Annotated in this window: 11 protein-coding genes; 8 read left to right on the forward strand and 3 right to left on the reverse strand. The window is 71.4% G+C overall.

What is annotated here, in order from left to right; genetic code table 11:
* Positions 1 to 59 precede the first annotated feature (59 nt).
* Positions 60 to 902 carry a helix-turn-helix transcriptional regulator gene (locus ACFWNN_RS07775; RefSeq protein WP_382439093.1) on the reverse strand — a complete coding sequence of 281 codons (843 nt, stop codon included), beginning with the start codon at positions 900 to 902 and terminating at the stop codon, positions 60 to 62.
* Between the two features lie 211 nt (positions 903 to 1113).
* On the opposite strand from ACFWNN_RS07775, the gene ACFWNN_RS07780 reads away from it, so the two are divergent.
* The 7 genes from ACFWNN_RS07780 (at position 1114) to ACFWNN_RS07810 (ending at position 7110) form a co-directional block, all read left to right on the forward strand.
* Positions 1114 to 2019, forward strand: coding sequence for an aldo/keto reductase (locus tag ACFWNN_RS07780; RefSeq protein ID WP_382439094.1), 906 nt, complete (start codon positions 1114 to 1116; stop codon positions 2017 to 2019).
* 29 nt (positions 2020 to 2048) lie between these two features.
* Entirely contained in the window at positions 2049 to 2837 is a 789-nt protein-coding gene (locus ACFWNN_RS07785; RefSeq protein WP_382439095.1) for an SDR family NAD(P)-dependent oxidoreductase, read from the forward strand.
* A 72-nt stretch (positions 2838 to 2909) separates the two neighbouring features.
* The gene (locus tag ACFWNN_RS07790) at positions 2910 to 3794 is read left to right on the forward strand and encodes a helix-turn-helix domain-containing protein (RefSeq protein WP_382439096.1); all 885 of its coding nucleotides are present in this window, start codon (positions 2910 to 2912) and stop codon (positions 3792 to 3794) included.
* 41 nt (positions 3795 to 3835) lie between these two features.
* Positions 3836 to 5044 carry a M20 family metallopeptidase gene (locus ACFWNN_RS07795; protein ID WP_382439097.1) on the forward strand — a complete coding sequence of 403 codons (1209 nt, stop codon included), beginning with the start codon at positions 3836 to 3838 and terminating at the stop codon, positions 5042 to 5044.
* Entirely contained in the window at positions 5041 to 5406 is a 366-nt protein-coding gene (locus ACFWNN_RS07800) for a hypothetical protein (protein ID WP_382439098.1), read from the forward strand. The genes ACFWNN_RS07795 and ACFWNN_RS07800 overlap by 4 nt, the downstream gene beginning before the upstream one ends.
* Positions 5349 to 6056, forward strand: coding sequence for an aminotransferase class I/II-fold pyridoxal phosphate-dependent enzyme (locus tag ACFWNN_RS07805; RefSeq protein WP_382439099.1), 708 nt, complete (start codon positions 5349 to 5351; stop codon positions 6054 to 6056). The genes ACFWNN_RS07800 and ACFWNN_RS07805 overlap by 58 nt, the downstream gene beginning before the upstream one ends.
* Positions 6057 to 6072: 16 nt before the next feature.
* On the forward strand, positions 6073 to 7110 hold the full coding sequence (locus tag ACFWNN_RS07810) for a GlxA family transcriptional regulator (RefSeq protein WP_382439100.1): 1038 nt from the start codon (positions 6073 to 6075) through the stop codon (positions 7108 to 7110).
* Here ACFWNN_RS07810 and ACFWNN_RS07815 read toward each other — a convergent pair.
* Both ACFWNN_RS07815 and ACFWNN_RS07820 read right to left on the reverse strand, forming a co-directional pair.
* Positions 7079 to 7942: an aldo/keto reductase gene (locus ACFWNN_RS07815; RefSeq protein ID WP_382439101.1), complete on the reverse strand. Its 864-nt coding sequence runs from the start codon at positions 7940 to 7942 to the stop codon at positions 7079 to 7081. The two genes, ACFWNN_RS07810 and ACFWNN_RS07815, sit on opposite strands and share 32 nt — an antisense overlap.
* A gap of 149 nt (positions 7943 to 8091) precedes the next feature.
* Entirely contained in the window at positions 8092 to 8559 is a 468-nt protein-coding gene (locus ACFWNN_RS07820; RefSeq protein WP_382439102.1) for a hypothetical protein, read from the reverse strand.
* A 145-nt stretch (positions 8560 to 8704) separates the two neighbouring features.
* Between ACFWNN_RS07820 and ACFWNN_RS07825 the strand changes: the two genes are divergently transcribed.
* Positions 8705 to 11443, forward strand: coding sequence for a BTAD domain-containing putative transcriptional regulator (locus ACFWNN_RS07825; protein ID WP_382439103.1), 2739 nt, complete (start codon positions 8705 to 8707; stop codon positions 11441 to 11443).
* The last annotated feature ends 72 nt before the right edge of the window (positions 11444 to 11515 follow it).

Genomic DNA, 11515 nt, shown 5'->3' on the forward strand with positions numbered 1-11515 from the left:
CGGCTGATTGGTTCGTTCTCCTGACGGACCACTGGTGCCGGCGGACTCCGCGCGAGCCGTCAGTCCGGCGTGCTCTCCCCGGCGAGCAGTCGCAGGCTCTTCGCGGCGGCGGAGCCGGGAGGCGCGCTGTAGACCACCACGTTGAGTCCGCTCTCGTCCGGCAGGCCGAGCGTCTCCTGGTCGAGCACCAGGTCACCGACCACCGGGTGGTTCAGGCGTTTCGTGGTGTCGCGGAAGACGTACACGTCGTGCGAGCCCCACATCGTGCGGAAGGTCTCGCTGCCGGCGGTCAGGTCGCCGATCAGGGTGGACAGTTCCGGGTCGTGCGGCCGCCGTCCCTGCTCGACGCGCAACGCCCCCACGGCGAAGCGGGCCATGCGGTCCCAGTCGGGGTAGAAGCGCCGGGCGGCCGGGCTGAAGAAGGCGAAGCGGACCACGTTGGATTTGAAGGCCGGGTCGTCGAGCATCTCCGCGTAGAGCGCTCGGCCCAATGCGTTGGCGGCCAACGTGTCGAGGCGGTTGTTCATCACGAACGCCGGCAGGCCGGGCATTCCCTCGATGATGCGCGTCAGGCTCGCCCTCACCGCCGGCCGCGCCCGTTGCCCGGCGCGGGAGCCTGGTGTTCCCGCCGTGCGCGCCAGGTCGTGGAGGTGCATCCGCTCGGTGTCGTCGAGCCGCAGGGCGGTCGAGAGAGCGTCCAGCACGCTGTCGGAGACGCCTCGGAGGTTTCCGCGTTCCAGGCGTGTGTAGTACTCGATGCTGACGCCTGCCAGGGCAGCGACCTCGCCTCGGCGCAGGCCCGGGACCCGTCGCTGGCCGTGGTCCGGTAGTCCCACCTGGCCGGGCGTGAGCTTGTCGCGCCGGGACCTCAGGAACGTGGTGAGCGCGTCCTGGTCGTCCATGATCACAGGATAGGACGGGATGCACGACGTCTGGGGGACCCTGGTGGTGACCCCCACGCCGGTGTCCTTTGTGTCCGGTCTGCTGAGCGGGTTCAGGGGTGGTCTCGCAGTACACGGATCAGCTCGCCCTCCCGCGACTCCGGGCCGCGGGGTCTGCTGGGAGCACGGCGCTGAGCCGGTCCTGTTCCAAGAGTGAAGCGGAAGCACAGAGATGAACGCAGTTCCCGAGATCAGCCTGAACAACGGCGTCACCCTGCCGGCGCTCGGCTTCGGCGTGTTCCAGAGCGCGCCCGAGGAGACCGTCGCCGCGGTCGAGACCGCGCTCGCCACCGGTTACCGGCACATCGACACCGCGGCCGTCTACTTCAACGAGCGCGAGGTCGGGGAGGCCGTTCGGCGGTCCGGTGTGGACCGGTCCGAGATCTTCCTCGAGACCAAGGTGTGGGTCAGCGACTACGGCTACGAGCAGACCCTGCACGCGTTCGACAAGAGTGCGCTGAAGCTGGGTGTCGAGCAGATCGACCTGCTGCTCCTGCACCAGCCGGTGCCCTCCGCGTTCGAGCGGACCATCGGTTCCTACCGGGCGTTGGAGAAGCTGCTCGACGACGGCCGGGTGCGTGCGATCGGCGTCTCCAACTTCACCGCCGAGCACCTCAAGATGCTCATCGAACAGACCGAGGTCGTGCCTGCGGTCAACCAGGTCGAGCTGCACCCGTACTTCAGCCAGCGCGAGCTGCGCGAGGTCGCCGACCAGCACGGGATCGTCACCCAGGCCTGGTCCCCCATCGGCGGCGTGACCTTCTACCCGGACACCATCGGGTGGGGCGCCAAGGACCGGACCAGCACGCTCACCGAACCGGTGATCCTCGGCATCGCGGAGGCCCACGGCAGGTCCGCCGCGCAGGTGATGCTCGCCTGGCACCTGCAGCAGGGCCGTTCCGCGATCCCGAAGTCCGTGAAACCGGAGCGGATCGCGGAGAACTTCGACGTCTTCGACATCAAGCTCAGCGCCGAGGAGCTGGCGGCGCTCGACGCGCTCGACCGGGGCGTCCGCAACGGACCCGACCCCGAGGCCATCACGCCGGAGAACAGCAACTGGCCCATCCCGGAAGCGTGATCGACCAGAACAGCGAAAGGGCAACGGCAGTGGACTTGCAGCTGACGGGAAAGCGGGCGCTCGTAACGGGATCGAGCGCCGGGATCGGGGCGGCGGTCGCGGTGGCGCTCGCGCGTGAAGGCATGGCGGTGGTCGTGCACGGCCGTGACGAGGTGACGGCGAACGAGGTCGCCGAGTCCATCAGGGCGGAGGGTGGCACCGTCGACGTCGTCCTCGGCGACCTCTCCACCGACGCCGGGGCGGCACGGGTCGCCGAACGGGTCGGCGCGGTGGACGTCCTCGTGAACAACGCGGGCGTCTACGAGACGAGCGACTGGGACACGCCGACGACCGCGCACTGGACCAGGGCGGCCGAGACCAACGTGCACTCCACGGTGCGGATGATCCAGGCGTTCGTGCCCGGCATGAAGGAACGTGGCTGGGGGCGCGTCATCCAGATGGGGTCGGGCACCGGCCACCAGCCCCTGCCCGGCTACCCGCAGTACGGCGCGACCAAGGCCGCGCTGCTCAACCTGACGATCTCGCTCTCCCGTCATCTGCGCGGCACCGGGGTCACGTCGAACATCGTCACGCCCGGCCTCATCCGCGTGGGCTCGCTGGAGACCATGTTCCGGGCGATCAGCGCCGAGAACGGCTGGGGCGACACGTGGGAGGAGATCGAACAGGGCGCCCTGCGCGACTTCGTGCCGAACGACGTGGGGCGCATCGGCACCCCGGACGACGTCGCCTCGATCGTGGCGTTGCTGGCGAGCCCGCTCTCGCGCTACGTCACCGGCGCGAACTGGCAGGTCGACGGCGGGTCCACCGCGGGCATCTGACGCGGGCGCTGCGGTCTGGGGGTTAATGCCAGTGCCTCCTCCGGCCGCCGCTGTCGATCTAGCCTCGGGCTCATGAAGCTGGAAGACGAGGTGCGCGGCTTTCTCACCTCCCGCCGCGCCAGGATCACCCCGCAGGACTCGGGTCTTCCTTTCTACGGCGGGAATCGCCGCGTCCCGGGCCTGCGCCGGGAGGAGGTGGCGCTGCTCGCGGGGGTGAGCACCGACTACTACAACCGGCTCGAGCGCGGCAACCTGCGCGGGGTGTCGTTGGCCGTGCTCGACTCGGTCGCGTGCGCTCTGCGGCTCGACGAGGCCGAGCACGCGCATCTCCGGCACCTCGCACGGGCGGCGAACTCGGCGCGGACCGGGCGGCGGCGGACGATCCCGCAGGCCGTCCGTCCCGCTCACCGAAGCCTGCTCGACACGATGCCGGGAGCCGCGGTGATCCTGAACAGCAGGATGGACCTGTTGGCGGCCAACCAACTCGGCCGCGCGCTGTACTCCGACGTGGCCACCGCCGACGACCAGCCGGGCAACCTGGCGCGGTACGCGTTCCTCGACCCGCGGGCGAGGAAGTTCTACGCGGACTGGGAGAAGACGGCCGACGAGGCCGTCGCGGTGCTCCGCTCCACCGCCGGCAGCGATCCCGGCGATCGCCTTCTGTCCGAAATGGTCAGTGAACTCTCGTTGCTCAGCACGGACTTCGCGTCGCGATGGGCGACGCACAACGTCCGGTTCCACTGCAGTGGGACCAAGCGACTGCACCACCCCGTGGTGGGTGCGCTGACGCTGTCGTTCGTGGCCCTGGACCTCCGCTCGGACCCCGGTCTCACGATGCTGGCGTACGTCGCCGAGGCCGGTTCCAGTTCTGCGGACGCCCTGCGCGTGCTGGAGAGCTGGGCCGCCACGCAGGAGTCCCCGTGCCCTGACCACCCCCTGTCCGGTCAGGCCGGATAGCTCATGATCCGCAACGCCCTGGACTGCCTTGGAGGAGACACATGACTCTCGCGACCCGGATTCAGGAGTGGGTGGAACCACGAGCGGAGGAGATGGCCGAGCTGCTGGAGAAGCTCGTCGCGCTGGACACGGAGAACCCTCCTGGCCGCGGCCTCGGCCAGTGCGCCGCGTACCTGTACGAGGTCATGGACCGGTTCGGGTTCGCACCGGAGATCATCGAACTGGCGCCGCACGACCAGCTCGAAGAGCCCCGCGTCGTGCAGGGCCGGGTCGGTGACGGCCCGCGGCTGGTCTACTTCCACGGCCACTTCGACGTCGTGCCCGCGCAGAGCCGCGCCCAGTTCACGGCCGAACGCCGCAACGGGCGCATGTACGGCCGCGGCACCGCTGACATGAAGGGCGGGGTCGTCTCCATGCTCTACGGCGCCGCGGCCGCCCGCGACCTCGGTCTGCTGGGCGACGGGTCGATCGTGTTCCACCTCGTGTGCGACGAGGAGACCGGGAGCGACGCCAGCTCGGGCCATCTGCGGCGGGCAGGTCTCATCGACACGTCCGCACTGGCCATGGTCACCGCCGAACCGACGGGCGGGGTGATCTGGCACGCCAGCCGCGGCGCGCTCACGATGCGGGTCGAGCTCAGGGGGACCGAGGCGCACGTCGGGCAGGCCCACCTCGGCGACAACGCGTTCCAGCACATGGTCAACGTCGCCGCGCCCCTCAACGCGCTCGCGAAGGAACTGCTGGAGAAGCGCACCGCGTTCCCCATGGAGGACGAGGCCGCCAAGGGCTCGATGATGGTCGTCGGCGGGGCCAGCGGCAGCGGCGTGAACTTCAACGCGGTGCCCGGCTCGGCGTGGTTCTCGATCGACCGCCGGTTCAACCCGGAGGAGGACGTCGACGAGGAGATCGAGCGGTTGAGCACGCTCATCCACTCCGCCGCCGAGGCGTCCGGCACCACCGCGTCCATCGAGATCGTGCAGCGCCAGCCGTCCGCCGGTGTCGACCGGGCCCATCCCGTGGCACGACTGCTCGCGGGCAGTGTCGCCGAGATCGAGGGCACGGCGCCGCCGTTCGAGCTCTGCCCCGGCATCCTCGAGACCCGCTGGTACGCGCAGCTGGGCATGCCGGCCTTCGGGTATGGCGCCGGACGTCTCGACGTGTCCCACGGACCCGGCGAGTACGTCGACGAGGCCGCGATGCGGCGCTGCGCCGCCGTCTACGCGATGTTCGCGGCGAAGGCCTTCGCGTGATCCCTGCCGCTCTGACCGGCGTCCTCGCCGCGGTGGAGCCCGGAACGCGAGAGCTCGGCGTGCGGCCCGGCGCGCCGGGTCTCGTCACCCAGGGCGGCGCCGAACTCGTCAACATGGCCTCGTGCGACTACCTCGGTCTCGCCCGCCATCCGGTGGTGGTCCGGGCGGCGCACGACGCGCTGGACGAGTGGGGTCTGGGCACCGCGGCCGGTCGCCTGCTCAGCGGCACGACCGAGCTACACCGCGACCTCGAACACCGCCTGGCCGCGTGGACCGGGTGCGAGGACGCCGTTCTGCACTCGTCGTGCTGGACGGCCTCCGCCACGCGCTGTCCACCTTGCCCGCCGAGGCGGTCAAGGTGATCGTCACCGACGGGGTGTTCAGCATGGAGGGCGACGAGGCTCCCCTGCGTAACCTGCTGGGCCTGGCGGAGGAGAACGGCACGCTGCTGGTCGTGGACGACTCGCACGGCACCGGGGTCGCCGGCCCGCGCGGGCGGGGAACCGCGGAGAGCCACCAGGTTCTCGGCGGCGTCGACGTCATCACCGGAACGCTCGGCAAGGCGCTGGGCGGAGCGATCGGCGGGTTCGTCGCGGGCTCTGGCGCACTCACCTCGGCGCTGCGGACGTTGTCGCGCCCCTACACCTTCTCGAACAACCCGCCGCCCGCGGTCGTCGCGGGGGCGCGAGCGGCTCTCAACGTCCTGGCAGGACCCGATTCGCCCTTGCCTCTGCTGCGCACCAGGGTGGCGCGGCTGCGCGCCGGGATCACCGCTCTGGGGCTGCCCACCTTCGCCGGCGACCATCCCGTCGTTCCCGTCGTCGTCGGTGACGAACTCGAGACACGCGCGCTCAGCGAGAGGATGATCGCGCAGGGCGTCTTCACCACCGCGCTGACCTACCCGGTCGTCCCGCGCGGCCAGGCCCGGCTGCGGCTCCAAGTGTCGGCCGCGCACAGCGAATCGACGATCGACCACGTCCTCGACGCGCTGGCGTCCTGCTGGATCCGTTGAAACCGGAGGAAGAACCGTGCTCCCCGACCACCACTCCGGGCAGCCCAGGACGACGCCGCACCGGGTCGCCGTTCTGGGCCTCGACGGTGTCGGCACGTTCGAGGTGGCGCTGGCCGTCCAGGTCTTCGCGTCGGCGAACGACCACGCGGGCGCCGAGCTCTACGAGGTCGCCGTGGCAGGCCCTGCGGGACCCGTGGTCACCCGCACCGGGTACGCCACGAGCTACGCGCTGCTCCCGGACCGGCCGCTGGCGTGGGCGGAGTCCGCGCACACCGTCGTCGTCCCCGCCGTTCCGGGGATGTTCACCCCGTCCCCGGAGCTGACGGCGGCCCTCCTGCGCGCCCACGCGGCCGGGGCCAGGGTCGTCGCGCTCTGCCTGGGCAGCTTCCTGGTGGCGGGCACCGGCCTGCTCGACGGCCGTGAAGCCACCACCCACTGGCACTGGGCCGGTCAGCTCGCCGCCGAACGGCCACAGGTCCGGGTCCACCCTGGCCGCCTGTTCGTCGAGGACCGCGGGATCTTCACCTCCGGAGGCGGCACCGCCGCGCTCGACCTGCTCCTGCACCTCGTCGAACTGGACCACGGATCGGCGCTCACGGCGGAGATCGCGCGGTTCATGGTCGCCCCGCTGCGCCGCGACGCCGACCAGGCGCAGCACGCCGGGTGGGCCGTCCCGCGCCGCACACCCTCCCTCGTGGACACACTGCACTGGGCGGAGGAGCACCTCGGCGAGGAGCTCACGGTCGCGAGGCTCGCCCGGCACGCGGGAACGAGCGTCCGGACGTTCTCCCGCCTCAGCAGGGACTCGCTCGGCATCCCGCCGATGGAGTGGCTGCGGCGAGCGCGCGTGCGATACGCGAAGGAGCTGCTGCAACGCACGGACTGGACCGTGGACCGGGTCGCCGCGCAGTGCGGGTTCGGTTCCGAGTCCGCACTGCGCTACCACTTCGGCAAGCTCACCGGCGTGTCCCCCGGCCAGTACCGCGGCAGGTACGGCCCCGCCCGCGGCAAGCGACCCGACATCACTCCACAGTGGACTCCGCGGCCGCGGTGAGGCGGTCGACCTGCTCGTCGGTCAGGCGCAGCGAGGCCGCCCTGACGTTCTCCTCGAGGTGCGCGATCGAGGAGGTGCCGGGAATCGGGCAGATCACCTCGGACCGTGCCAGCAGCCACGCGAGGGCGACCTGCGCCGGCGTGGCCTCGGTGGCCGCCGCGACCTCGGCGGCGACTCCGCCTGGCTGGGCGAGAGCGCCGTTCATGACCGGGAACCACGGCACGAAGGGGATGCGTTCGCGGGCGCAGTGCTCGACGACGGGGTCCCAGTGCCGCGTCGTGAGGTTGTAGATGTTCTGGACCGCGGCGACGTCGATGATCGTCCGCGCGTGCTCGATCTGCGCTACGTCCACTTCGGACAGTCCGAAGTGCGCGATCTTGCCCTCGTCCCGCAGTTCCTTCATCGTGCCCAGCTGGTCGTCGAAGGGCACCGCCGGATCGACGCGGTGCAGGTAGAGCAGGCCGATGCGGTCGACGCCGAGGCGGCGCAGGCTCATCTCGCACTGGTGCCGCAGCAGAGCGGGATGACCGACGGGCACCCATTCACCGGGCCGCGGCTGGACCTGGCCGATCTTCGTCGCGATCAGCAGGTGTTCGGGGTACGGGTGCAGGGCTTCGCGCAGCAGGTCCTCCACCACGCCCATGCCGTAGCTGTCGGCGGTGTCGATGTGGTCGACGCCGAGCTCGACCGCCCGGCGGGCCAGCGCGATGGAGTGGTCCCGATCCGTTGGCGGGCCCCAGATCGCGGGGTCGGCCATGCGCATCGCCCCGAAAGCCATCCTGGACACCGTCCTGCCGCCGAGTTCGACGGTCGACGTCCGTGTGTTGTGCATGTGGTGATCTTGGAACGCCACCCGCGCGCCGTGCTGCCCAGCAGCGGCCAAAGACGTTCAGCATTCGGCCACGTGGCGGGTGGCGCCGCAGGCTCCCCTGTCCTCCGGCGCCACCCGCGTCTCGGGTGCGTCCGCTCAGCGCGAGCGGACTACCTGCGGTAGCACAGGCCGGTGTGCGACCCGCCGTTGTTGTGGTCGTAGGCCTGGAACGTGAAGTACGAGCTGGTGATCGGGCCGAAGCGGCCGTCCACCTTGACCGCGGGCTGGTTGATCCGGATCTGGGCGTTCCTCATCGCGTGCTCGGTGTTGCCGCCGAAGTCCGAGTCCGGGCCCTTCGGGCCGACGTACTGCTCGTAGCAGGCGACCAGGCTCTCCTGCAGCACCAGCGTGGGGAAGCCCTTGTGGCCCCGGACCACGACGCAGTTGTAGTTGCCCGAGTTCCCGCCGAGCGACGGCACGTGCAGGTACCAGCCGCCGCCGATGCTCACGTTCGTGTAGCTGGTGCACGCGACCTCGGCCGCGGCCGCCGGCGCGGCCTGCGCCGCCATCGTCCCGGTGAAGGCCGCCACGACCGCCAGCAGCACGGCCAGGCCTGCCCTCCTGAGTGTTCCGAACATGTGGTGTCCCCTCTGAGGTGAGTCGTTCCCCTGTGGGACCCACGGTCGGCGGCCAACTCCGTGAAACTTCAGCGTTCTTCAACAATCCGCTGGTCAGCACTGATATGACCGCTCGCACAACCTGTCGGCGACTGGGGACCACCGGATGGAACTTCGTCTCTTGGGTGGAATCGTGGTGCTGGTCGGGGGCCACGCGCTGGACCTCGGACCGGCACGGCAGCGCTGCGTGCTGGCCGCGCTGGCGGTGGACGCGGGCCACGTGGTCTCGGTGGACCGGCTGATGCGGCGCGTCTGGGGTGACGACCCGCCGCTGCGGGCCAGGGCGACGTTGCTGAACTACCTGTCCCGGCTGCGACTGCTGCTGGCCGGTGCCGTGGCCGTGACCCGGCGGCCAGGGGGTTACGCCCTGGAGGTCGACCGTGCCGCGGTCGACCTGCACCGGTTCGACGAACTGTGCGCCGAGGCGCGGTCCGCCGACGACCACGGCCGCCGCGCCGGGCTGCTGGAGCAGGCGCTGGAGCAGTGGCGCGGCGAAGCGTTGACCGGCATCGACGGCGACTGGGCGACAGCCGAACGGGACCGGCTCGGGCAGCAGCGGCTGAGCGCCGAGTGCGATCTGACCGACGCCCTCTTGGGCCTGGGCCACGGCGAGGACCTCGTGACGCCGTTGAGCGCCCGCGCCGCGCAGTGGCCGTTGGACGAACGGGTGGCCGGGCAGTTCATGATGGCGTTGCACCGTGCCGGACGCACGGCCGATGCGCTGGCCCACTACCGCCAGCTCCGCGAACGCCTCGTCGAGCAGCTGGGCACCGAACCGGGCACGGCGCTGCAGAACGTGCACCAACGCGTGCTGGAGGCCGATCCCGGCCTGACCAGACCCTCCGGTGACACGGCGGCGGCACCGAGACAACTGCCCGCGCCGCCGCGGTGGTTCACCGGCAGGCAGGCCGAACTGGCCCGCCTCGACGAGGCGCTGGCACCGGGCGCCGCGACCGTGGTCATCTCGGCGATAGGCGGCGCGGGCGGCATCGGCAAGACCTGGCTGGCGCTGCACTGGGCCCACCGGCACGCGGACAGGTTCCCGGACGGCCACCTGTTCACCGACCTGCGCGGGTTCACCCCCACCGAGCAGCCGGTCACCCCCGACGCCGCGGTGTTCGGTTTCCTCACGGCACTCGGCGTCGCGCCGGTCCAGGTCCCCGCGGACCTGGACGCCGCGTCGGCGCTGTACCGGAGCCGGGTCGCGGGCAGGCGAATGCTGATCGTGCTGGACAACGCCGCCACCGCCGAGCAGGTGGTGCCGCTGCTGCCGGGCAGCCCCACCTGCACCGTGCTGGTCACCGGACGGAACAGGCTGGCCGGTCTGATCGACCGTCACGGCGCCCGGCACCTGCACCTGGACGTGCTCACCCGGCAGGAGGCCCGCGCACTGCTGGCCGCAAGGCTCGGGGCCGGCCGGGTCGCCGCCGAGCCGGACGCGGTCGACGAGCTGATCGACCTGTGCGGCGGCTACCCGCTGGCGCTGTCGATCGCGGCCCGCAACGCCACCACCCGCCCCGGCATCCCCCTGGCCGAGGTGGCCACCGAGCTGCGCGAGTTCGGCCTGGAGCTGCTGGACCAAGAAAGCGGTCTGTCCACGGTGCTCTCGTGGTCCCTGCGCTACCTCACCACGACCCAGCGGACCCTGTTCGCGTTGCTGGGCATAGCACCCGGCCCGGACACGACGCTGCCCGCGGTGGTCTCCCTGACCGGAACCTCCCCCGCCGACGCACACCACGCGCTGTCCGCCCTGGAAGAGGCGTCGCTGCTGGAACGGCACCCCGGCCGCCGGTACGCGATGCACGACCTGGTCCGCGACTACGCCACCACCACGGCCTCAGACCTGCCTGCCGCCGAGCGCGCCGCGGCGTTGATCCGGGTGATCGACTTCCACCTGCACACCGCACGAACCGCCGACCGCCTGATGGACTCGCACCGCCCGGAGATGCCGGCCACCCCGCCCGCGCCAGGCGTCCGCCCCCTCCCACTGCTGGACGCCGCAGCCGCGTCAACGTGGCTGGAGGCCGAACACGCCACTCTCCTGGCCACCCAACGCACCGCCGCCGCCCTGGGCCGCCACGAGACGGTCTGGCACCTGGCGTGGACGCTCGACACCTTCCACCTCTGGCGAGGACACCGGCACGAAGCGCTGGCCGTGTGGCGCGCCGCCCTGGACGCGGCCGCCCACCTGCCCGACCCCGCCGCCCTGAGCCGCACCCACCGGCTGCTGGGCCGCGCCTGCTCCCGCCTCGACCTGCGCGACGAGGCGTCCTGGCACCTGGAGCAGGCACTGGAACTCGCCATCCGCCACAACGACCAGACCGAACAGGCGCACACCCACCGCTCGCTCGCGTTCGCCTGGGACCTGCGAGGCGACGACCGCCGAGCCCTGAACCACGCACGGCACGCCCAAGAGCTGTACCACGCACTAAACCAGCCAGCCTGGGAAGCCGACGCACTCAGCGCGGCCGGCTGGTACGCCGCACGCCTGGACGAGTTCGACACCGCGCGTGAACACTGCCAGGCCGCCCTCGCTCTGCACCGGCTGCACCACAACCCGGCGGGCGAGTCGGCCACCCTGGACAGCCTCGGGCTGATCGCCCAGCAGACCGGCGACCACCGGCAGGCCGTGGTCCACTACCGCGAGGCCGTCGCGCTGTACCGGTTGCACGGCAACGCCTACTACGTCGCGGAGACCCTGGACCGGGTCGGCCGGTCCCACCTCGCCCTGGCACAGCACGACGAGGCCCGCGCGGTCTGGCAGGAGGCATTGGAGCTGTACCGGGACCAGGGACGCGACGAGGACGCCACCAGGGCGCGGCTGCAGCTCGACGACCTGCCGTGACCTGCGGATTGTTGAAAGCTGCGGGAGTTTCACCGGCGAGGCGACACCCGCGTCGGCGAGCGCCGACGGCCC

Origin of the sequence: Lentzea sp. NPDC058450, from assembly GCF_042721395.1 — a bacterium.
Classification (GTDB): Bacteria; Actinomycetota; Actinomycetes; order Mycobacteriales; family Pseudonocardiaceae; genus Lentzea.

Excerpts from the sequence above, each read along its gene's own strand:
- ACFWNN_RS07775 (WP_382439093.1), bottom strand. The coding sequence starts at position 902 with ATGGACGACCAGGACGCGCTCACCACGTTCCTGAGGTCCCGGCGCGAC.
- ACFWNN_RS07780 (WP_382439094.1), top strand. The coding sequence starts at position 1,114 with ATGAACGCAGTTCCCGAGATCAGCCTGAACAACGGCGTCACCCTGCCG.
- ACFWNN_RS07790 (WP_382439096.1), top strand. The coding sequence starts at position 2,910 with ATGAAGCTGGAAGACGAGGTGCGCGGCTTTCTCACCTCCCGCCGCGCC.
- ACFWNN_RS07795 (WP_382439097.1), top strand. The coding sequence starts at position 3,836 with ATGACTCTCGCGACCCGGATTCAGGAGTGGGTGGAACCACGAGCGGAG.
- ACFWNN_RS07815 (WP_382439101.1), bottom strand. The coding sequence starts at position 7,942 with ATGCACAACACACGGACGTCGACCGTCGAACTCGGCGGCAGGACGGTG.
- ACFWNN_RS07820 (WP_382439102.1), bottom strand. The coding sequence starts at position 8,559 with ATGTTCGGAACACTCAGGAGGGCAGGCCTGGCCGTGCTGCTGGCGGTC.
- ACFWNN_RS07825 (WP_382439103.1), top strand. The coding sequence starts at position 8,705 with ATGGAACTTCGTCTCTTGGGTGGAATCGTGGTGCTGGTCGGGGGCCAC.